The sequence below is a fragment of the Sinorhizobium americanum genome, assembly GCF_001651855.1.
GTDB lineage: Bacteria > Pseudomonadota > Alphaproteobacteria > Rhizobiales > Rhizobiaceae > Sinorhizobium > Sinorhizobium americanum.
Genome location: NZ_LNQC01000080.1, coordinates 1 through 19,571, shown reverse-complemented (window position 1 = coordinate 19,571; position 19,571 = coordinate 1). Strand labels below are relative to the sequence as shown.

The window sequence follows — 19,571 nt, the reverse complement described above, 5'->3', positions numbered from 1 at the left end:
TTGGGGAATGAATTCTGGTGCTGTGACCTGCCGCGAACGGCAGGCGAGGTCAAGGGCGATTGCGCAACAGGCCCGGCAATTCCTCCCTGCGCCCGCTCCGATGGGCGCTGCACATGTGGATTGATGTGGATACGACGGGAAATCTGACTGTCTGGACCGCCGCTATTCCTTCGGGCGATTGCGCTCGAACGCCACCTGCTGCTCCGCGGTCGCGTCCTTCTGATGGCGCGCGCGCCATTCCTCATAGGGCATGCCGTAGATGATCTCGCGCGACTCATCCTTGGTCATCGAAATGCCCGAGGCTTCGGCCGCATCCCGGTACCAATTCGAGAGGCAGTTGCGGCAGAAGCCAGCGAGGTTCATCAGATCGATGTTCTGGACGTCACCGCGCTCGCGCAGGTGCTCGACCAGCCGGCGGAAGGCGGCGGCCTCGAATTCGGCGCGCTGCTCCTTGCTGAGGTCGGTCATGGCCATCTCCTAATCATCATCCGTCATAAGCACCCGTGCGCGAAGGAAAGCGCTGATAGGCGTGAAGAGCCGGCATGTCGTTGAGCTCCGCGAGGATCGGCGCCAGCCGCCCGGCCCAGTCGGCAACGCCCGCCGCATCGGAGATCAGATCCTGCCTCACCTCGATCAAGGCATGGGCGATGCCCGGCACCATGCAATGGCGGTACATGGTATCGCCCCTCAGCGCACCGTCATAGGGCTCGTTGTTGCCGACGACGATGTCGCCGGCTCTCTCGAGCCCTTCGATCAATGGAAAGACGGCGCGGGGGTCGTTGTCCCAGAGCACCGCTGCGTGCCAGGGGCGCGCGATACCCTTCCAGGCAGGCGTGAAGGAATGCAGCGAGATCACCAGAGGCGCCTTTCCGCTCGCCGCAGCGGTCTCGGCGATCGTTTGCGAGACCGCTTGGTGGTAGGGCCGGTGGAAGCGGTTCAGCCGGTTCTGCCATTCCTCGTCGGCGATCGGGTGGTTGCCGGGGATGACGGCGCCGTCCGAGATCTTCATGATCAGCGTCGGGTCGTCCTCGCCGCGGTTTGGGTCGATCAGCAGACGCGAGAAGCAGCCGAGGACTGCCGGCGCGTCGAGTGCCGCGGACAATTGCCGCACCAATGGCTCGATGCCGATATCATAGGCGATGTGGCGCTCGAAGGCGCTGTCGGCAAGGCCGAGCCGCCCGTATTCCGGGGGAAGCCGGTTCATGGCGTGATCGGCCAGAAGGACGAGGCCGCTTTCGCGCTTGCCGTTGATGACTTCGTAGGGGGAGAAGTGCCGCATTCCGATCCTGTGTCGCTCTCCAACGTTCCGCATCTGATCGCACGCAAGATTGCGCCCCGCAATAAAAAGCCGTGAGTTCAGCGCCTTCTGTCACAGGAATGGCAAATATAATCGATTAGAGTTGCGTTGACATTCGGGACTGGCCGTCGCAAGAAAGTGCCACGCAAATCAAAACGGAGTTCCGCAGGAAGCCGTGTCTAGATATCCTTTTTGCAAAGCGAAGCCGGGGTCGACGACGTTAGGAGCCATCCTCCTGTATTCCCTGGTGATTTCCGGCGCATTTCTCATCTCTGGGGAGGCTCGGGCCGACTTCCGCGTGTGCAACGGGACGCAGCAGCTGGTCGGCGTGGCGATCGGCTATCGCGCCAAGGACGGCTGGGTCACGGAAGGCTGGTGGCAGGTGCCGGCAACGACCTGCGCGACGCTGATCGAGGGCGAGCTCGAGTCCCGCTACTACTATCTCTATGCGGAAGACGCGGCCAAGGGCGGCCGCTGGACCGGCGACATCAACATGTGCGTCGCCGAAAACGAGTTCAAGATCGTCGGCGTGCAGGACTGCTTTGCGCGCGGCTTCCAGCGCATGGGATTCAAGGAATATGACACGGGGCGGCAGGGAAGCTGGATGGTTCAGCTTTCCGATACGCCCGGCACGCAGGAAAGCCAGAATTGATGAGACGGAACAGAAAAGTCAAAATCCTCGCCACGCTCGGACCGGCATCGTCCGAGGAGCAGATGATCCAGAAGCTGCACGAGGTGGGGGCCGACCTGTTCCGCATCAATATGAGCCACGCCAGCCATGAGGTCATGCGCACGCTCATCGAGCGAATTCGCAGTGTCGAGGCGCGCTGCGGCCGGCCGATCGGCATCCTTGCCGATCTGCAGGGCCCGAAGCTGCGCGTCGGCAAATTCGCCGAAGGCAAGGTCGAGCTCAAGATCGGCCAGACTTTCACGCTCGACAATAGGGACGTGCCCGGCGACAACACGCGCGTCTTCCTTCCGCATCCGGAAATTCTCGAGGCGGTGAAGCCCGGCGACCGCTTGCTGATCGATGACGGCAAGCTGCATCTGCGCGCCGAGAAGACCGACGGCAAGAGCATCGTCACCACGGTGGTTTCGGGCACGAGGATCTCGGACCGCAAGGGCGTCAGCCTGCCCGATACCCTCCTCGGCGTCGGCGCACTGACCGACAAGGACCGGGCCGATCTCGACGCAGTACTTGCCACCGGCCAGGTTGATTGGGTGGCGCTTTCCTTCATCCAGCGCCCGGAGGATCTTGCCGAGGTCCGCAAGATCGCCCGCGGTCGGGTCGGGATCATGTCGAAGATCGAGAAGCCGCAGGCGATCGAACGCATCGACGAGATCATCGAGCTTTCGGACGCGCTGATGGTCGCGCGCGGCGATCTCGGGGTGGAGATGCCGCTCGAATCCGTGCCCGGCCTGCAGAAGCAGCTGACGCGCGCTTGTCGGCGTGCCGGCAAGCCCGTCGTCGTCGCGACGCAGATGCTCGAATCGATGATCTCGTCGCCGGTGCCGACGCGCGCCGAGGTTTCGGACGTGGCGACCGCCGTGTTCGAAGGCGCGGATGCGGTCATGCTTTCGGCTGAATCGGCCTCCGGCGAATACCCGGTCGAGGCGGTCGCGACCATGGCCTCGATCGCCAGCAACGTCGAACGCGACCCGCATTATTCCGGCATCATCTACGCCCAGCGCACGCCGCCGGAGGCAACCGGAGCCGACGCCATCTCGCTTGCCGCGCACCAGATCGCCGAGACGCTCAACCTGGCGGCGATCGTCACCTATACCTCGTCCGGCGCCACCGGCCTGCGCGCCGCGCGCGAGCGCCCGCAGGTGCCGGTCATCGCCCTTTCGCCGATCGTCCAGACGGCCCGCCGCCTCTCGGTCGTCTGGGGCCTGCACTGCGTCGTCACCGAGGATGCGACCGACCTCGACGACATGGTCAATCGCGCCTGCCGCATTGCCGTTTCGGAAGGCTTCGGCAAGCCCGGCGACCGGATCATCATCTCCGCCGGCGTGCCGCTCGGAACGCCCGGCGCCACCAATATGCTGCGCATCGCCTACATCGGCTCGGACGGACGTACCGGCGTATAAGCGAGTTCCTCGACCTGCTCCTCGACCGTCAGGCGGGCTTCGGCCCGCCTTGCGAATTCCTGGAGGTCATGCGGCTTTCCGGAGATCTTCTCGATGGCAGCGACGACGAGGTCGGTCACGACATAATCGGGCTTGTGCCCCAGATTGCTGATCCACAGCAACTCCGATCCCTTGATGGAGCTCGCCAGGCTGCGGGAATGAATGTCGGCCAAAACGATGCCGTCCCGGTCACCGGTTATGATGACGGTCGGTGCGGAGATTTCCGCATAGCGCGGCGACATCTGCGCGACGTAAGCGTGAAGATTGGCGACGTCGACTGCATTGTTGAGAAAGGTGGCCGGCCTCAGGACGAGGTGCGGCGCCGTATTGGCAACGTAGTCCTTCGGGCGCGGATTAGGCGAGAATATTGCTTGCGTGACCCGGTCGATGCGCCTCAGCCCGATCGGAATGACGGCCGTGCTGGCGAACAGCCAGCCGACGACCGGCATGGCCGCGAAGGTGATATGCCAGTCGACGCCTCCGGGCCAGGGATGTGTCGCCGGCGCCAGCAGGACGACGCCTTCGGTTCTGTCCGGGTGGTGAAGCGCGAGGCTGGCGGCGATCGCGGCCCCGAAGGAGTGGCCGACGATGATTGCGCGGGAGATTCCGCGCTTCTTCATCAGGCGGATAATGGCGTCGGCCTGGCCGTCCGGCCGGGCATTGGCCGGCCCGCCGCGCTCCGAATAGCCGTGTCCCGGCCGATCGACGAAAAGCATTTCGGCACGGCCATCGAGCGCCGGTTGAAAGGCGTGCAATTGGTCGAGAAGATTGCCTCCGGCTCCGTGAATGAAGACGATCGGGGGCAGATCCGCCGTCCCGCGGGACCGGATGTGGACGCAGTTCATGCGGAAACCGCCGACATCGACCAGTTCGCCGCTGTTGGGGAAGCGAGCGGCGATCCTGCGTGCCTGCCAATAGCTGTGGGCGACCGCGGCGAGAATGAGAATGGCGAGAATCAGAAGAGCAAGGAACATGCGTGGTCATATCAGGGAGCGGCTGCGATAGGGCAGAGGTTGCCGATCAGGTCCGGCTGCCGGCGAGCTTCTCGGCGAGTTCGCCGAATTGCTCCTGCGCCTTGCGGTCGGAGGGATAGACATCGAGGAATTGCTGCCATGCCCGCATCGCCAGTTCGTTCTTGCCGGCGGCCTCCAGCATGGTCGCCATGCCGGCGATCGCCCCGAAATGCCGGGGTTCGATGGCAAGCACGCGGTTTATGTCGGACATCGATTTGCGGTAGTTGCCCATCTGGAAATGCAGCGTCGCGCGGCGGTTCCAGCCCTCGACATAGCTGGGGGCAAGCACGATGACCTGGTCGAGGATGTCGAGCGCCACCGTTTTCTTGTCGTCAGTGATCGCCTTGTCGGCCGACTGCATCAGAAGGTTCACCGTGGCGCTGCCGGAGTCCTGCCACTCCAGGCGAATGCGGTCCGCAAGCTCCCGCGCCTTGTTCTCGTCGCGCTCCTTCTTGAGGTCGAGGAACAGGGCGTCAAGGCGTTGCTCGGGTGTGGTGAGACTTGCCGCCTCCGGCTGGGGGGCGGGTTCGGCAGGTTGCGACAGGCCCGCGGTTGCCGGAACGATCAGGGCCAGAATCAAAGGTAGAAAAAAGCGCATGGCGGACATCGTAGCCCGCCATGAAACAAGATCAAAATCAAATATGAAGGAGGGTCACCGAAGCGACCGACGTTCAGGCCGGCGGCAGAAGCCGCCCGAGGGCATCAGCCCTGGCGTGCCTTGAAACGCGGGTTCGACTTGTTGATGATGTAGACGCGACCCTTGCGGCGAACCAGGCGGTTTTCGCGGTGACGGGTTTTCAGCGACTTGAGCGAATTCTTGATCTTCATTTTTCCTGATCCGCAGGTTTCGGGGAATGAAAATTCGCCCGGTAATTCCAACAATCAAAAGCGCGCCATTCAGCGCGCTCTTCAAGTAGGCAGGCACATAGCGTGTCGCCCCCATCCTTGTCAACCGCAGGACCGCGCGATTTCGACGCCTGCGCGCGCAATCCAGGGCCAAATCGGTTCAGCTAAGGCGGGTGAAGTGCCCCATCTTGCGGCCGGCGCGTGCCTCGGCCTTGCCGTAGAGATGGACCAGGACGTTCGGCTCGCCGAGCAGAGCGGGCAATTCGGCGATCTCGTCGCCGATGAGGTTCTGCATCACGCAGTCCGAGTGACGCGAGGCGTCGCCGAGCGGCAGGCCGGCAATCGCGCGGATATGCTGCTCAAACTGCGAAACGACGCAGGCGGCTTCCGTCCAGTGACCGGAATTGTGGACGCGCGGGGCGATCTCGTTGGCGACGACGCTGCCGTCGGCAAGCACGAAGAACTCGACGCCGATGACGCCGACATAGCCGAGCGCCTCGAGAATGGCGGCCGCAGCCTTGCGGGCAGCCTCGGCGGTCGAGGCGGGAACCGATGCGGGCACGGTCGAGGTGTGGAGAATGCCGTTCCGGTGGACGTTTTCCGCCGGATCGAAACAGGCGGTGGCGCCGTCAGGCGAGCGTGCGGCGATGATCGAGATTTCCCGTTCGAAAGCCACGAAGCTTTCGAGGATCAGCGGCACCCCGCCAAGGGCGGCGAAGGCGCCGGAAGGATCGTCCTTGCCGGAGCGGAAGACGCGCTGCCCCTTGCCGTCATAGCCGAGGCGGCGGGTCTTCAAAACGCCGGAGCCATCGAAGTCGGCAAGCGCCGCTTCGAGGTCGGCCTGGCTGTCGACGGCGTGGAAGCCAGCCGTGGCAATGCCGCAGCCATTGATGAACCGCTTCTCGACCAGCCGATCCTGTGCGACTTCCAGCGCCTTCGGCGGCGGGAAGACCGGCCGCGATGCCGCCAGCCGCTCGGCCGCGGCGACGGGGACGTTCTCGAATTCGTAGGTGATCAGATCGGCGGTCCGGGCGAGCTCGTCGAGCCCCCGAGAGTCGTCATAGGCGGAAACGATTTGGGCGTTCGCCGCCTGGGCGGCGGGACAGTCCGGCTGCGGCTCCAGAATGACTGTGCGGAAATTCAGCCGGGCAGCCGCCATGGCCAGCATGCGGCCGAGTTGGCCGCCGCCGATGATTCCAATGGTCTTCATGCCTGGTCTACCGGGTACTCGGCGACCGAAACGGTCTGCTGCTCACGCCAGTCGTCGAGACGGTCGGCGAGGTCGTCATCGCCCAGCGCCAGGACGGCGGCGGCGAGCAGGGCGGCGTTGACGGCGCCGGCTCTGCCGATCGCCAGCGTGCCGACCGGGATGCCGGCGGGCATCTGCACGATCGAGAGCAGGCTATCCTGGCCCGAGAGCGCCTTTGACTGTACCGGCACGCCGAAGACGGGCAGCGGCGTCATCGCGGCGCACATGCCCGGCAGATGGGCGGCCCCGCCCGCGCCGGCGATGATCACCTTGAAGCCCTCGTCGCGCGCGCCCTTGGCGAAGCGGACCAGCCGGTCCGGCGTCCGGTGCGCGGAAACGATGCGCGCCTCATAGGCGATGTCGAGAGCCTCGAGCGTGTCGGCCGCATTCTTCATCGTCTCCCAGTCCGACTGGCTTCCCATGATGATGGCGACGGGCGGGGTCGTGGTTTCGGTCACGTCTGTATGGGTCCGTTTCAGGCGATGATGTCGGGGATGATCTGATCTTCGATCTTGCTGATCTTGTCCTTGATGGCCAGCTTCTTCTTCTTCATGCGCTGGATGCGCAGGGCGTCGCAGCCGGTTTCGATCATGGCATTGATGGCGACGTCATAGTCTTCATGTTCCTGCCTCAGGCGCGCTATCGTCAGTCTGAGTTCGGCCTGGTCCTGGTCCGGCATTCAAAACGATCCCCATAAGCCCGGCCGCGTCCGTGCCGCGAACCGGAATTTCCTGCGCCGCTCTATCACATCTTGGGCGGTGACGGGAAGTTATCCGACGTCATCATTTCGCCTTCGACAAATGAAAAATGGCGTGGCACACTAGTAAGGTTACAACCATGGAACATCCGGCATTTGCGTGCCGGATGCAAGCAAAAGGAAGGGACTGCCCATGACCATTGAGGCTCATCTTGCAACGCTTGAGAAAAAACATGGCGCCCTGGAACAGGAGCTGCATGAAGCGCTGAATTCTCCCTCCTGCGAGGACGAGTTGATCAGTGAACTCAAGCGGCGGAAGCTGCGCATCAAGGACGAAATCGAAAGACTCCGTTCCTCGACACACTGATTGCGAACGGTATCTCCCGCGTTTTCGGGAGGCGTCTGCCTCGTAAGGGCAAAACGGCGCGAAAGGTCAACAACAATCCCATAACGTTTGGATCGCTCGACCGGGCTACGGCCCGGTCCGCTTCCTCGGCGAATGTTTAAGCCGTCAGGACCAGAATTGGTCGAGCCATAGATTGAGGCGGTCGAAGCCCGGCCTATGGATGGCGTAGATGCGCCTGGTGCCGCTTGTCGACACCGATACGAGATTGCAGTCGAGCAGCGCCTTCAAATGCTGCGACACCGCCGGCCGGCTGATCGGCAGCCCTTCGGCGAGTTCATTGACAGTCTTGGGTGCGCGCCGCAGCTCCTCCAGCAGATAACGCCGGTTCGGATCCGCAATGGCATCGAATGGGTCCGCGATCGTCATGACCGGGACGTTAGGCGAATTTCCTGCGACCGGCAAGAAGATTGTGCGTTGCGATATATCGCATTGCTTTGCAGCATTCTGCGAGCGGTACAAGGCGCGCGCGCCTTTGGGATCAACCGCCGGAGAGAAGGCTGGTCAGGCCCTCCCAGACAAGCCTCGATCCGGCGACGAAGGCCATGGTGTACATGAAGGGATAAAACACCTGCGGCTTCATCCGGCGCACGATCCAGGCGCCGCAGGCCGTTGCGACCATCGCCAGGGGGAAAAGCGTCGCCGATGTCATGAGATTACTGGTGTCGAGTTGCCCCAGCGCGAAATAGGGAATGAGCTTCACCGCATTCAGCGTCGCGAAGAAACGCACGATGGTCCCGGTATATTCCCGCGGGTCCAGCTTCAGCGGTAGCGCGTAGATCTGGAACGGCGGCCCGCCGGCATGCGCCACGAAGCTGCCATATCCTGCAAAGCTTCCCCACAGCGCCGCAGGACCCGGACGGTGCTGCTTCGGAAGGATCGGCGCTCCGCTGCGGCTGCGCCAGACCGTGTAGACGTAGCGCAGGACGAACACGACTGTAATAGCGCCGATGATCAGCCGCAGCGCATCGCGCGGCACGTAGGCCGACGTCGCCCAGCCGATGGCGATGCCGGCGAGCGCGCCGGGCAAGAGCATGGTGAGCGTTTTCCGGTCGCCGTGCTTACGCCAGATCCATAGGGAGACGATGTCCATGGCGATGAGGATCGGGAGGAGTAACGCCGCCGCCTGGACCGGCGAGACCGCCAGCGAGAGGATCGGAACGCCCATCAGCGACAGCGCCTCTCCCATGCCTCCCTTGCTGAGGCCAACGAGCAGGACCGCCGGGACGGCGACCAGATAGAAGTCGAGATCGGGAAACATGGGCGGCGGTTGATCCTTTGGTCATCTCCGTCTATCGGTTTTCCCGATTGAAATCGAGTAGCGGATTTCCGCCCTCGAAATGGGCTTCGCCAGGAACAGACGAATGAACACCATCGAAAACCGCTGCCGCCTTGTGTTGATCGCGCCCGACATGCCGGATGCCGCCGAACGCGCGAAGGTGCTCACGGATGCGCTGAAAGGCGGCGACGTGGCCTCGGTCATCGTTCCGCAATACGGTCTCAACGAGACGGATTTCCAAAAGCACGCCGAGGCGCTGGTGCCGGTGATCCAGCAGGCGGGTGCGGCGGCGCTGATCGAGGGGGATACGCGCCTTGCCGGCCGCGCCAAGGCCGATGGTCTTCATATCGCCGCCGGTGCGGACGTGCTTGCCGAGGCGATAGAGCGGCATACGCCGAAGATGATCGTCGGCGGCGGCAATGCAACCGACCGCCACCACGCGCTCGAGATCGGCGAACTCCGGCCGGACTACGTGTTCTTCGGCCGCACCGACGGCGACATCAAGCCGGAAGCACACCCGAAGAACCTGGCGCTCGCGGAATGGTGGGCATCGATGATCGAAATTCCCTGCATCGTCATGGGCGGCACCGATCCGCAGTCGGCGCTTGCGGTGGCCGATACCGGCGCCGAGTTCGTTGCGCTTCGCCTCGCCGTCTTCGCCGAGCCGGGCCAGGGGCCCTCCGTGGTTGCCGCCGTCAACGCCTTGCTCGACGAAAAAGCGCCACGGTTTGAAGATTAGACGTGGCGATGCTGAGCCGATCCTCCCTGAAACTAAGCCGGGTCGCGACCCTTGTCGTCGCCGTAATTCTGGGCGTGTTGCCGGTTCGCGCCGAACAGCCGCCGGCACCCGCGGATGAGGGCATCGTCCCGAAACGGGGCCGGATCACGCCCTATAACGGCGCGGCGCTGCCGGAAGGCTCCGAAAAGCCAGCGAAGAGCGATACGAACGCCAAGCCCAGGAAGGCCGAAGAAAAACCGTCCGGGGGCGTCAACATCATCGACCGCATGGGGGCCGAACTTCCCGCGCTTCCCGCCGAAAAGCCGTTCGCCGGCAAGGTGGACGAGGCCTATGGAGCCTTCCAGCGCGGCTATTACCTGACGGCAATGGACCTTGCGCTGCCGCGCGCCCAACTCGGCGATCCGGCGGCCCAGACGCTGGTCGCATCAATCCTCGAGCAGGGCCTCGGCGTCGCGCGCAACCCCAAGGATGCCGCCTTCTGGTACGGTCAGGCGGCGAACAACGGCGATCCAGCGGCGATGTTCAAATATGCGCTGATCCTCATGGAGGGCCGCTATGTCAAGCGCGACCGCAAGGCCGCCGACGAACTGATGAAGAAGGCAGCCGACCTCGGCAACGCCGCCGCGCAGTTCAACTACGGACAGACGCTCGTTGCAGACGCGCCCGGCCAGAAGGGCCTGAAGGCGGCGATGCCCTATTACGAGAAGGCGGCCGAGCAGGGCATTGCCGATGCGCAATATGCGCTTTCGCAGATCTATCTCAATGTCGAGGGCATCGACGACGGCAAGCGGGCGCGTGCGCGCGAATGGCTGGCCCGGGCGGCGCGCGCCGGCTATGACACGGCGCAACTCGATATGGCGATCTGGCTGATCGAGGGGATCGGCGGCGACCGCAATCTGGACGAGGGCTTCGCCTGGATGAAGCGAGCAGCCGAGGGCGGCAATGTCGTTGCTCAGAACCGGCTTGCCCATCTCCTCGTCAACGCCATCGGCACCCGGCCCGATCCGATCGAGGCGGCGAAATGGTACGTGCTGTCGCGCCGGGCGGGGCTCAAGGACGATGCGCTCGAGGATTTCTATCTCGGCCTCAACGACTCGCAGCAGAAATCGGCGCTCGCGGCGGCGAACAAGTTCCGCTCGTCCTGAGCCTTGATTCGACCCGCGCCATGTATTTCGCTTGAACTCTCGGGGTTTTTGTGGTTTTGAGGCCGCGGTTTTGTCCGCGGCGCCTCATGCCATCTCCGCGGGCGGAGTGACTTCTCACTCGGTTTTTTGACGACGGTGCGTCTCTTCGCCGACCCTTTGCGAGGGCGGGCCGTCAAGCAGGTTCAATGTCCGGTCGAGGCGGCTCGGCCGGCCTTCGCTTTCAGAGGATTGCCTATGGCCCGTTCTGCCCTTCTCAATGTCATGGTCCAGGCGGCCTTCAAGGCCGGCAAGTCGCTGGCGCGCGATTTCGGCGAAGTACAGAACCTGCAGGTCTCCTTGAAGGGGCCGAGCGACTACGTTTCCCAGGCGGACCGCAAGGCCGAGCGAAGCATCCGCGAGGATCTCCTGAAGGCGCGCCCGACCTACGGCTTCCTCGGCGAAGAGGGCGAGGAGATCAAGGGCACCGACGGCGCCCATCGCTGGATCGTCGACCCGCTCGACGGCACGACCAATTTTCTCCACGGCCTCCCGCATTTCGCCATCTCGATCGCGCTGGAGCGCCAGGGCGAGATCGTCGCTGCGGTGGTCTTCAATCCGGCAACCGACGAACTCTATACGGCCGAGCGGGGCGGCGGCGCCTTCCTGAACGACCGGCGCCTGCGCGTCGGCGCCCGCAAGGTCCTGTCCGACGCGGTGGTCGGTACGGGCACGCCGCATCTCGGCCGCGGCAATCACGGCAAATATCTCATCGAGCTCCGCCACGTCATGGGCGAGGTGGCCGGCATTCGCCGCTTCGGCTCCGCCTCGCTCGACCTCGCCTATGTGGCTGCCGGCCGCTTCGACGGCTTCTGGGAGCGTGATCTTGCTGCCTGGGATATCGCCGCCGGGGTCCTGCTCGTTCGCGAGGCCGGCGGCTGGGTGACCGACATCGACGGCGGCAGCAAGCCGGTCGAAGACGGCTCGATCATCTGCGGCAACGAATATATCGCCAAGGCGCTGCGCGAGGTCATCCACCGCCCAGTTCCGACGAAATAGCCGTGAGGCATGGCCGTTCCAGGGCCCATGCCTCGGACCGGCCGAGAGCACGCGCCTCGTAGACCCGATTTCGGCATAAGGCATTGAAATCGAAGATTTCTGCGCCTTCGCAGCGTGGTGATCCGGGTTCGCTAGAGGCAGCCGGCGCATTCCTGCGTCGGGCCTGCCGTTTTCCCTTCAATTTGGCGCAAAGTTCCACTAGTCTCCGGGCCGGTAGGGATGGTCTCCGGCCATCGGCGGCATCTTTGGCTCGCGATCGCTATTGATTTCGAGAATGATCCGCTACTTCAAAGAGTTGCAGCAACCGGCGCTTGTGCGGACAAGCGCAAGAGCGTGCCGCAAACCGGGAGATTGGCAAACGCATGACGAAACTGAGTCTGTCCGGCTGGCGTGGGCAGGAAGTGGCGGAGGAGAACTATAATCCGCACAAGCTTTCGAGCCCGATGCCGTATTTCTGGACGATGGTCATCTTCCTGATCATCGTCGGTTTTGTCGCGGCGATCCTCTTCCGGCAGGCACGCGAAGCCTTCGTCGGCAACCCCGGCCTCAACGGGCTGATCCTCGGGGTGCTGTTGATCGGCATTCTGCTGGCATTCAACCACGTGCTCGGCCTCAGGCCCGAAGTGCGCTGGTTCAACTCGTTCCGCGCTGCGGGCAGTGCCGATAAGGTCGGGCGCGATCCGGTGCTGCTTGCCCCCATGCGGGCGCTGATCGGCGGGCGCCAGACGACGGCGATTTCGACGATCGCGCTCCGCTCGATCCTCGATTCCATCGCCACCCGCCTCGACGAGTCGCGCGACATCACCCGCTATCTTGCCGGCCTCCTCGTCTTTCTCGGCCTGCTCGGCACCTTCTGGGGTCTCCTCGGGACGATCGGCTCGATCAATACCGTCATTCAATCGCTCGACGCCGGTTCCGGCACGACGGAGGACCTCCTGAGCTCGCTGAAGAGCGGCCTGTCGGCGCCGCTGACCGGCATGGGTACCGCCTTCTCGGCCTCGCTGTTCGGCCTTTCCGGTTCGCTGATCCTCGGCTTCCTCGATCTCCAGGCCGGCCGTGCCCAGAACCGCTTCTACACGGAGCTTGAGAACTGGCTTTCGTCGGTGACCGATGTCGGCTCCGGCTTTTCGGCGCCGATCGAGACGACCGGCGGCGCACCGGCGGAGGAAATGCGGCGCGTTGCCGACCAGCTCTCCCGCCTCGCGCAGGACGGCGGCGTCAACCAGCGCACCACGGCGGCGATGGCGAGCCTCGCCGAGGGCATCCAGGGCCTCGTCAAGAACATGCGCGGCGAGCAGCAGATGCTCCGCGACTGGATCGAGGCGCAGCAAGAAGAGGCGAAATCGATGCGCAAGACGCTCGACCGGCTGACCTCGCGCATCGGCCAGGCCGACCGGATCGCCGTCAACAGCGAGAGGACCACGTCGCAGGCGAAGCTCAGCCACGCCGACGAAAGCGGGAGTGACTGATCCATGGCGCTCGCCCGAAGAGGCCGCAATCCGCGGACGATCAACTACTGGCCGGGCTTCGTCGATGCGCTGTCGACCTTGCTCATGGCGATCATGTTCCTGCTCAGCGTCTTCGTCACGGCGCAGTTCCTGATGGGGCGGGAGATCACCGGCAAGGATGAGGTGCTGAACCGGCTGAACAGCCAGATCAACGAACTGACCCAGCTTCTGGCTCTCGAAAAGGGCGGCAAGCAGGACCTCGAGGATTCGCTTGCCAATCTCCAGGCCTCGCTTGCCCAGTCGGAAGGCGAGCGGTCGCGACTGCAGGCGCTGCTCGACCAGGGGGCCGGCAGTGCCGATGCGGCCAATCAGAAACTCGGCCGGTTGGGTTCGGAACTCGAGAATGAAAAGCAGGTCAGCGCCCGCGCGATGAGCCAGATCGAGCTTTTGAATCAGCAGATCGCGGCGCTGCGCAGCCAGATCGGCGCCATAGAAGGCGCGTTGCAGGCTTCAGAGGCGAAGGATCAGGCTTCGCAGGCGAAGATCGCCGACCTCGGCCGTCGGCTGAACGTCGCTCTCGCCCAGCGCGTGCAGGAACTCAACCGCTACCGTTCGGACTTTTTCGGCCGCCTGCGGGAAATTCTCTCCGACCGCGAAAATATTCGCATCGTCGGCGACCGGTTCGTCTTCCAGTCGGAAGTGCTTTTCTCCTCGGGCAGCAGCGACCTGAACCCCGAGGGTCAGGTGGAAATGGCCAAGCTCGCCACGGCGCTGCTCGACCTTGCCAGGGAGATTCCGGCCGAGATCAACTGGGTGCTGCGCGTCGACGGCCATACGGACAATGTGCAGCTCTCCGGCACCGGCCGCTTCGCCGACAACTGGGAACTGTCCTCGGCGCGCGCCACTTCGGTCGTCAAGTTCCTGATCTCCAGGGGCGTACCGGCCGACCGCCTGGTGGCGGCCGGATTTGGCGAATACCAGCCGATTGCGGCCGGGGAGAGCCTGGAGGCGCGGGCGCAAAATCGGCGAATCGAACTTAAGCTGACCGAAAAATAGACGAACGGCCCCCGCTTGAATTGACCTTGACGTATGCGTAAGAGTCGCGGGTCGAGGATGTTTGGGGAGGGCGCCTTTTGATGGATTGCGATGTGCTGGTCATCGGTGCCGGCCTTGCCGGGCTCGTGGCGGCGTCCGAGGCGGCGGGGCTTGGCCGCAAGGTGATCGTTCTCGACCAGGAGGGCGAGCAGAATCTCGGCGGCCAGGCCTTCTGGTCGCTTGGCGGCCTCTTCTTCGTAGACAGTCCAGAGCAGCGGCGCATGGGCATTCGCGACAGCCGGGACTTGGCCGGCCAGGACTGGATGGGATCGTCGCAGTTCGACCGGCCCGAGGATCACTGGCCGCGCCTGTGGGCCGAAGCCTATCTGGATTTCGCCGCCGGCGAAAAGCGACGCTGGCTACATGCGCTCGGGCTGCGCTGGTTTCCGGTCGTCGGATGGGCCGAGCGCGGCGGGGGTCTTGCGCATGGCCACGGCAATTCCGTCCCCCGCTTTCACATCACCTGGGGTACCGGCCCGGCGGTGCTCGAACCTTTCATCCGGCTGACGCGGGAGGCGGAGAGCCGCGGCCTCGTTCGTTTCCGCTTCCGCCACCGGGTCGACGAACTTGTGACGACGGATGGTGTCGTGACCGGCGCGCGCGGGGCAATCCTCAAGGCGGATCCGGTCGGCCGCGGCGAGCGCAGCTCGCGCGACGAGATCGGCGATTTCGAGATCTCCGCCGGCGCGGTGGTCGTCAGTTCGGGCGGCATCGGCGGCAATCATGAGTTGGTGCGCCGCAACTGGCCGCGCAAGCGGCTCGGCCAGCCGCCAGCCTCGATGGTCAGCGGCGTGCCGCACCACGTCGACGGCCGGATGCTGGATATCGCGGCCCAGGCGCGCGGTTCCGTCATCAATGCCGACCGCATGTGGCACTATACCGAGGGGCTAAGGAACTTCGACCCGATCTGGCCGGATCATGGCATCCGCATTCTGCCCGGGCCGTCCTCCTTCTGGTGCGATGCCGATGGCAACCGTTTTTCGGCGCCGGCCATGCCCGGCTTCGATACGCTCGGGACATTGGCCGCGATCCGCCGGAGCGGCCATGACTATAGTTGGTTCATCCTGACGCGCGCGATCATCACGAAGGAATTTGCCCTTTCCGGGTCCGAGCAGAATCCCGATCTGACCGGCAAGAGCATAGCGCTTCTCCTGAAGCGGCTCGGCGCCAAGCCGACCGGGCCGGTGCAGGCCTTCATGGACAAGGGCGAGGACTTTGTCGTCAAGGACCGGCTCGAAGATCTTGTCGAGGGGATGAACAGATTGACGGGCGATAACCGGCTTTCGGCGAGCCACCTCACGGCGCAGATCGAGGCACGCGACCGGGAGATCGACAATCCGTTTTCCAAGGACGCGCAGGTTACCGCCATCCGCGGCGCCCGCGCCTATCGCGGCGACCGGTTGCTCCGCACCGCCAGGCCGCATCGCCTCCTGGACCCGAAGGCAGGCCCGCTCATCGCGGTGCGATTGCATATCCTGACGCGCAAGACCCTCGGCGGACTGCAGACCAACCTTGCCGGCCAGGTGCTGGAGCTTTCCGGTGAGCCGGTGCCGGGCCTCTTTGCTGCCGGCGAAGTCGCCGGCTTCGGCGGCGGCGGCATGCACGGCTACAACGCGCTCGAAGGCACCTTCCTGGGCGGCTGCATCTTTTCTGGCCGTGCCGCGGGGCGGGGCGCGGCCGTGAAAACCTAGCCGAGCTGCGAAAACAGCCCGGCCAGGTTCTCTCTCGTCAATCCATCTGGATGTTTGCGTCGCGCACGACCGGTGTCCACTTCGCCAGCTCCGCCTTCACATGGGCGCCGAGTTCCTCGGGCGTCGAGCCGACGATCTTGGCGCTGAACTCCTTCATGCGCTTCTGGACCCCCGGATCGGCAAGCGCCTTCTTGGCCGACTCATTCAGCCGCGCGATCACCGGCTGCGGCGTATTGGCCGGGGCGAAGAGGGCGTTCCAGGTATAGGTCTCGTAGCCAGGGATGCCGGATTCGGCGATGGTCGGCACGTCCGGGAAGGAGGGGGCGCGTTCCGCCGTCGTCACCGCCAGTGCCCGGAGCGTCCCGGCCTTGATGTGGCTGGACGAGGAGGGCAGGTTGTCGAACATGATCGGAACCTGGTTGCCGATGACATCGTTCAGCGCCGGGCCGGATCCCTTGTAGGGGATGTGCTGCATCTGGACGCCGGCCATCGACTTGAAGAGCTCGCCGGATAGATGCAGCGGCGTGCCGTTGCCGGAGGAAGCATAGCTGTACTGGTCGGGCGATGCCTTGAGCAGCGCCAGCAATTCCTGAACCGATTTGGCCGGCAGCTCCGGATTGACAACCAGCACGTTCGGAACGACGACCAGCAGCGAGATCGGCGCGAAGTCCTTCTCGGGATCGTAGGGCTTGGTCTTCAGGATCAGCGGGTTCAGGGCGTGGGTCGCGACCGTCGCCATCAGGATCGTGTAGCCGTCCGGATCGGCGCGGGCGACATTGGACGCCCCGAGGTTGCCGCCGGCGCCGGCGACGTTCTGGACTATCACCTGCTGGCCGAGATCTTCGGACATCTTCTGGGCGATGATCCGGGCCACGACGTCGGTCGAACCGCCGGCGGCGAAGGGGACCACGAGCGTTATCGTTCGGTCCGGAAAGCTTTGCGCCTGCACCGGGCTGCCCAAGGTCATGGCGGAAAGCGTGGCGATGCCGAAGGCCAGGGCGGCGCGGCGGGTCATGCTTAGAAATGGCATTACGGATATCCTCCCAATCTCGTCGAAGGCGCTGTCGGCGAAAGCCGGCCCCCATACAATAGGGCTGCGCTTGCCGCGGGCAATGGCGGATCGAGAAACAATCACATTCGACGGGCGCTTGGTTAACGCGCGGCCTCAGACCTGGGATGCGACAAACAATCCTTCCGCCCCGTGATCAAACTGGAGCCGCGCGAGCTTGGCATAGAGCCCGCCCTGGCGGATCAGCGATGCGTGGGTGCCTTCCTCGACGATGCGGCCGTGATCCATGACCAGGATGCGGTCCGCCTTCAGCACCGTCGCCAGCCGATGCGCGATGACGAGTGTGGTGCGCTCCCGCATCAGCCCGTCGAGCGCCTTCTGCACCAGCGTCTCGCTCTCCGCGTCGAGGGCCGACGTCGCTTCGTCGAGGAGCAGGATCGGCGCGTCCCTGAGAATCGCCCGGGCAATGGCGATACGCTGGCGCTGGCCGCCGGAAAGCGTCACGCCGCGCTCGCCGACCAGCGTGTCGTAGCCGCGGTCGAGCCTTGCGATGAACTCGTCGGCCTGCGCCGCGATGGCGGCCGCCTGCACCGCCTCGCGGCTCGCCGCCGTGCCGAAGGCGATGTTGTCATGCACCGAGGCGGCGAAGATCGTCACGTCCTGCGGCACGATCGCGATCCGTTCGCGCAGGTCTTTCGGGTCGACGCTGCGGATGTCGATGCCGTCGACCAGCACGGCTCCCTTGATCGGGTCGTAATAGCGCAGGAGCATCGAGAACACCGTGCTCTTGCCGGCGCCGGAAGGGCCGACGATGGCAACGGTCTCGCCCTGCTCCACCGCCAGGCTCAGGCCCTTGAGGCTCTTATAGTCGGGGCGCGCCGGATAGGCGAAGTGCACGTCGTCGAACGCGATCGCCCCCCTGGCCGGTGCGGGCATTGGGGCGGGGAACTCGGGAGCACGGATCTGCGGGACTTCGCTCAGGAGCTCGTTCAGGCGCTCGGCGGCGCCTGCGGCCTGCGAGATTTCGCCCCAGACTTCCGAGAGCGCTCCGAGGCTGCCGGCGGCAAAGACCGAATAGAGCAGGAACTGGCTGAGCGTGCCGGCCGAAAGCGTTCCGTCAAGGACGTCGCGGGCTCCGAACCAGAGCACCGCGACGACGCTGCCGAACACCATGGTGATGGCAAAGGCGGTGAGTGCCGAGCGTGCCCGGATCGCCGCGCGGGCGGCGCCATAGGCCTCCTCCACGGCGGCGCCGAAGCGGTTGTTGGCGCTCGCCTCGCCATTGAAGGCCTGCAGCGTGCGGGTGGCGGCGATCGCCTCCCCGGCATAGGCGGAGGCGGCGGCCAGCGTGTCCTGCGCCTCGCGGGCGCGGCGGCGGACGGAGCGGCCGAAGCCGACGAGGGGAAAGACGATCAGCGGAATGGCGGCGATCACCAGGCTCGACAGCTTCGGGCTGGTATAGACCATCATGGCGATCGCGCCCAGACAGAGGATCAGGTTGCGCAGCGCGACGGATGCCGTGGCGCCGACCGCCGACTTGATCTGCGTCGTGTCCGCGGTCAGGCGGGAGACGATCTCGCCGGACTGGTTGACGTCGAAGAAGGAGGCGGAAAGGCCCGTGACGCGGGCGAAGACGTCGCGCCTCAAATCGGCGACGATGCGCTCTCCGAGGGAAATGACGAAATAATAGCGGGCGGCGCTCGCCAGCGCCAGGATGATGGCCAGCACCATCAGCATGGTGAAATAGGTATTGATGAAAGCGGAATCGGAATTGGAAAAGCCGTGGTCGATCATCCGGCGGACGGCCAGCGGCAGCGTCAGCGTGGTCACCGCGGCGATCGTCAGCGATATGGCGGCGCCGATCGCGAAGCGGCGGTATCGCCTGACATAGGGCAGCACGGCTGCAAGTGGCCGGACGGACTTGCGCTCTCGCGCTTGGTTCTCTTGTCTTGGCACGTGACCCCCCGATCGCCTGTCACGGAGGGTCGATTAGTCTTCCGCGCGGCACTTGTTATCCCGCGGACCTTCATGTATAGGCACGGCATCGAATTGAAGAAGCCGTGGCCGAGAGCGGTCCGCGGCTTCATTTACGTGTTCGGTCCCAAAGTCGCAATGCCTTGCGACAATTGGACCCTGGAACTCTAGGAAGATTGTTATGAAGGCAGGCATCCATCCCGAATACCACACGATCAAGGTGGTCATGACCGACGGCACCGAATACGAAACCCGCTCGACCTGGGGTTCGGAAGGCGCAGTCATGAACCTCGAAATCGACTCCAAGTCGCACCCGGCTTGGACCGGCGGCAACCAGCAGCTCGTCGACCGCGGCGGCCGCGTTTCCAAGTTCAAGAAGCGCTTCGAGGGCCTCGGCCTCTAATCGCTCGCGATATCGCGTTTCTGGAGCCCGGCAATGCCGGGCTTCTCTTTTTGGGCTGGGTCTGTCAAGCAAAGGACATCCTCTCCGCGCCTACAAGGCGCGGCGTCGGTCGTTGTCT

At 64.5% G+C, this 19,571-nt stretch carries 21 protein-coding genes and 1 pseudogene; 10 read left to right on the top strand and 12 right to left on the bottom strand.

Translation table 11 applies throughout. The features are described from left to right. Window positions 1-162: 162 nt before the first annotated feature. Window positions 163-468, bottom strand: coding sequence for a DUF1244 domain-containing protein (locus ATC00_RS27635; RefSeq protein WP_037389184.1), 306 nt, complete (start codon window positions 466-468; stop codon window positions 163-165). A 16-nt stretch (window positions 469-484) separates the two neighbouring features. Then, complete coding sequence (locus ATC00_RS27630; protein WP_037389182.1) at window positions 485-1,279, bottom strand: N-formylglutamate amidohydrolase; 795 nt, start codon at window positions 1,277-1,279, stop codon at window positions 485-487. A 286-nt stretch (window positions 1,280-1,565) separates the two neighbouring features. On the opposite strand from ATC00_RS27630, the pseudogene ATC00_RS27625 reads away from it, so the two are divergent. Continuing rightward, window positions 1,566-1,949, top strand: a pseudogene (locus ATC00_RS27625) (DUF1036 domain-containing protein); the annotation flags it as partial. Beyond that, window positions 1,949-3,388 (top strand): pyruvate kinase, encoded by a 1,440-nt coding sequence (gene pyk / locus ATC00_RS27620; RefSeq protein WP_037420214.1) that lies wholly within the window; start codon window positions 1,949-1,951, stop codon window positions 3,386-3,388. The pseudogene ATC00_RS27625 and the gene pyk, both read left to right, overlap by 1 nt. On the opposite strand, the gene ATC00_RS27615 is transcribed toward pyk, so the two are convergent. The 6 genes from ATC00_RS27615 to ATC00_RS27590 all read right to left on the bottom strand — a co-directional run bounded on the left by ATC00_RS27615 (window position 3,355) and on the right by ATC00_RS27590 (window position 7,214). Next, complete coding sequence (locus ATC00_RS27615; RefSeq protein ID WP_064255205.1) at window positions 3,355-4,401, bottom strand: alpha/beta fold hydrolase; 1,047 nt, start codon at window positions 4,399-4,401, stop codon at window positions 3,355-3,357. The two genes, pyk and ATC00_RS27615, sit on opposite strands and share 34 nt — an antisense overlap. A 46-nt stretch (window positions 4,402-4,447) precedes the next feature. After that, window positions 4,448-5,047, bottom strand: a complete 600-nt coding sequence (locus ATC00_RS27610) for a tetratricopeptide repeat protein (protein WP_064255204.1) — start codon at window positions 5,045-5,047, stop codon at window positions 4,448-4,450. A 95-nt stretch (window positions 5,048-5,142) separates the two neighbouring features. Then, on the bottom strand, window positions 5,143-5,268 hold the full coding sequence (ykgO, locus tag ATC00_RS27605) for a type B 50S ribosomal protein L36 (protein ID WP_012709334.1): 126 nt from the start codon (window positions 5,266-5,268) through the stop codon (window positions 5,143-5,145). 178 nt (window positions 5,269-5,446) lie between these two features. Then, a complete protein-coding gene (locus ATC00_RS27600; protein ID WP_064255203.1) occupies window positions 5,447-6,496 on the bottom strand; it encodes a 5-(carboxyamino)imidazole ribonucleotide synthase in 1,050 nt (349 codons plus the stop codon). Further along, window positions 6,493-6,957 carry a 5-(carboxyamino)imidazole ribonucleotide mutase gene (gene purE, locus ATC00_RS27595; RefSeq protein WP_064255261.1) on the bottom strand — a complete coding sequence of 155 codons (465 nt, stop codon included), beginning with the start codon at window positions 6,955-6,957 and terminating at the stop codon, window positions 6,493-6,495. Before purE ends, ATC00_RS27600 begins: the two co-directional genes overlap by 4 nt. Window positions 6,958-7,010: 53 nt before the next feature. Next, the gene (locus ATC00_RS27590; RefSeq protein WP_012709331.1) at window positions 7,011-7,214 is read right to left on the bottom strand and encodes a YdcH family protein; all 204 of its coding nucleotides are present in this window, start codon (window positions 7,212-7,214) and stop codon (window positions 7,011-7,013) included. Between the two features lie 211 nt (window positions 7,215-7,425). On the opposite strand from ATC00_RS27590, the gene ATC00_RS30605 reads away from it, so the two are divergent. Further along, on the top strand, window positions 7,426-7,599 hold the full coding sequence (locus ATC00_RS30605; RefSeq protein WP_014765888.1) for a YdcH family protein: 174 nt from the start codon (window positions 7,426-7,428) through the stop codon (window positions 7,597-7,599). 144 nt (window positions 7,600-7,743) lie between these two features. Here ATC00_RS30605 and ATC00_RS27585 read toward each other — a convergent pair whose 3' ends face one another. Both ATC00_RS27585 and ATC00_RS27580 read right to left on the bottom strand, forming a co-directional pair. Continuing rightward, window positions 7,744-8,004 carry an ArsR/SmtB family transcription factor gene (locus ATC00_RS27585; RefSeq protein ID WP_037389169.1) on the bottom strand — a complete coding sequence of 87 codons (261 nt, stop codon included), beginning with the start codon at window positions 8,002-8,004 and terminating at the stop codon, window positions 7,744-7,746. A 112-nt stretch (window positions 8,005-8,116) separates the two neighbouring features. Continuing rightward, the gene (locus ATC00_RS27580) at window positions 8,117-8,896 is read right to left on the bottom strand and encodes a sulfite exporter TauE/SafE family protein (protein ID WP_064255202.1); all 780 of its coding nucleotides are present in this window, start codon (window positions 8,894-8,896) and stop codon (window positions 8,117-8,119) included. A gap of 103 nt (window positions 8,897-8,999) precedes the next feature. On the opposite strand from ATC00_RS27580, the gene ATC00_RS27575 reads away from it, so the two are divergent. The 6 genes from ATC00_RS27575 (at window position 9,000) to ATC00_RS27550 (ending at window position 16,067) form a co-directional block, all read left to right on the top strand. Further along, the gene (locus ATC00_RS27575) at window positions 9,000-9,653 is read left to right on the top strand and encodes a thiamine phosphate synthase (protein ID WP_037389164.1); all 654 of its coding nucleotides are present in this window, start codon (window positions 9,000-9,002) and stop codon (window positions 9,651-9,653) included. 8 nt (window positions 9,654-9,661) lie between these two features. Next, entirely contained in the window at window positions 9,662-10,798 is a 1,137-nt protein-coding gene (locus ATC00_RS27570) for a tetratricopeptide repeat protein (RefSeq protein WP_064255260.1), read from the top strand. 234 nt (window positions 10,799-11,032) lie between these two features. Beyond that, the gene (locus ATC00_RS27565) at window positions 11,033-11,833 is read left to right on the top strand and encodes an inositol monophosphatase family protein (RefSeq protein ID WP_037389161.1); all 801 of its coding nucleotides are present in this window, start codon (window positions 11,033-11,035) and stop codon (window positions 11,831-11,833) included. Between the two features lie 362 nt (window positions 11,834-12,195). Beyond that, a complete protein-coding gene (locus ATC00_RS27560) occupies window positions 12,196-13,302 on the top strand; it encodes a MotA/TolQ/ExbB proton channel family protein (protein WP_064255201.1) in 1,107 nt (368 codons plus the stop codon). 3 nt (window positions 13,303-13,305) lie between these two features. After that, entirely contained in the window at window positions 13,306-14,337 is a 1,032-nt protein-coding gene (locus ATC00_RS27555) for a peptidoglycan -binding protein (protein WP_037389156.1), read from the top strand. A gap of 80 nt (window positions 14,338-14,417) precedes the next feature. Next, window positions 14,418-16,067: an FAD-binding dehydrogenase gene (locus ATC00_RS27550; RefSeq protein ID WP_082912592.1), complete on the top strand. Its 1,650-nt coding sequence runs from the start codon at window positions 14,418-14,420 to the stop codon at window positions 16,065-16,067. Window positions 16,068-16,104: 37 nt separating this feature from the next. Here the strand turns inward: ATC00_RS27550 and ATC00_RS27545 are convergent, their stop codons facing one another. Both ATC00_RS27545 and ATC00_RS27540 read right to left on the bottom strand, forming a co-directional pair. Then, a complete protein-coding gene (locus ATC00_RS27545) occupies window positions 16,105-17,097 on the bottom strand; it encodes a Bug family tripartite tricarboxylate transporter substrate binding protein (RefSeq protein ID WP_064255199.1) in 993 nt (330 codons plus the stop codon). A 135-nt stretch (window positions 17,098-17,232) separates the two neighbouring features. Next, entirely contained in the window at window positions 17,233-19,032 is a 1,800-nt protein-coding gene (locus ATC00_RS27540; protein ID WP_037389149.1) for an ABC transporter transmembrane domain-containing protein, read from the bottom strand. Between the two features lie 199 nt (window positions 19,033-19,231). Between ATC00_RS27540 and rpmE the strand changes: the two genes are divergently transcribed. Continuing rightward, window positions 19,232-19,453, top strand: a complete 222-nt coding sequence (rpmE, locus tag ATC00_RS27535; protein WP_037389147.1) for a 50S ribosomal protein L31 — start codon at window positions 19,232-19,234, stop codon at window positions 19,451-19,453. Window positions 19,454-19,571 lie beyond the last annotated feature (118 nt).

Coding starts and splice junctions, on each gene's coding strand:
- ATC00_RS27635 (WP_037389184.1), bottom strand. CDS start 468: ATGACCGACCTCAGCAAGGAGCAGCGCGCCGAATTCGAGGCCGCCGCC.
- ATC00_RS27630 (WP_037389182.1), bottom strand. CDS start 1,279: ATGCGGCACTTCTCCCCCTACGAAGTCATCAACGGCAAGCGCGAAAGC.
- pyk (WP_037420214.1), top strand. CDS start 1,949: ATGAGACGGAACAGAAAAGTCAAAATCCTCGCCACGCTCGGACCGGCA.
- ATC00_RS27615 (WP_064255205.1), bottom strand. CDS start 4,401: ATGTTCCTTGCTCTTCTGATTCTCGCCATTCTCATTCTCGCCGCGGTC.
- ATC00_RS27610 (WP_064255204.1), bottom strand. CDS start 5,047: ATGTCCGCCATGCGCTTTTTTCTACCTTTGATTCTGGCCCTGATCGTT.
- ykgO (WP_012709334.1), bottom strand. CDS start 5,268: ATGAAGATCAAGAATTCGCTCAAGTCGCTGAAAACCCGTCACCGCGAA.
- ATC00_RS27600 (WP_064255203.1), bottom strand. CDS start 6,496: ATGAAGACCATTGGAATCATCGGCGGCGGCCAACTCGGCCGCATGCTG.
- purE (WP_064255261.1), bottom strand. CDS start 6,957: ATGGGAAGCCAGTCGGACTGGGAGACGATGAAGAATGCGGCCGACACG.
- ATC00_RS27590 (WP_012709331.1), bottom strand. CDS start 7,214: ATGCCGGACCAGGACCAGGCCGAACTCAGACTGACGATAGCGCGCCTG.
- ATC00_RS30605 (WP_014765888.1), top strand. CDS start 7,426: ATGACCATTGAGGCTCATCTTGCAACGCTTGAGAAAAAACATGGCGCC.
- ATC00_RS27585 (WP_037389169.1), bottom strand. CDS start 8,004: ATGACGATCGCGGACCCATTCGATGCCATTGCGGATCCGAACCGGCGT.
- ATC00_RS27580 (WP_064255202.1), bottom strand. CDS start 8,896: ATGTTTCCCGATCTCGACTTCTATCTGGTCGCCGTCCCGGCGGTCCTG.
- ATC00_RS27575 (WP_037389164.1), top strand. CDS start 9,000: ATGAACACCATCGAAAACCGCTGCCGCCTTGTGTTGATCGCGCCCGAC.
- ATC00_RS27570 (WP_064255260.1), top strand. CDS start 9,662: ATGCTGAGCCGATCCTCCCTGAAACTAAGCCGGGTCGCGACCCTTGTC.
- ATC00_RS27565 (WP_037389161.1), top strand. CDS start 11,033: ATGGCCCGTTCTGCCCTTCTCAATGTCATGGTCCAGGCGGCCTTCAAG.
- ATC00_RS27560 (WP_064255201.1), top strand. CDS start 12,196: ATGACGAAACTGAGTCTGTCCGGCTGGCGTGGGCAGGAAGTGGCGGAG.
- ATC00_RS27555 (WP_037389156.1), top strand. CDS start 13,306: ATGGCGCTCGCCCGAAGAGGCCGCAATCCGCGGACGATCAACTACTGG.
- ATC00_RS27550 (WP_082912592.1), top strand. CDS start 14,418: ATGGATTGCGATGTGCTGGTCATCGGTGCCGGCCTTGCCGGGCTCGTG.
- ATC00_RS27545 (WP_064255199.1), bottom strand. CDS start 17,097: ATGCCATTTCTAAGCATGACCCGCCGCGCCGCCCTGGCCTTCGGCATC.
- rpmE (WP_037389147.1), top strand. CDS start 19,232: ATGAAGGCAGGCATCCATCCCGAATACCACACGATCAAGGTGGTCATG.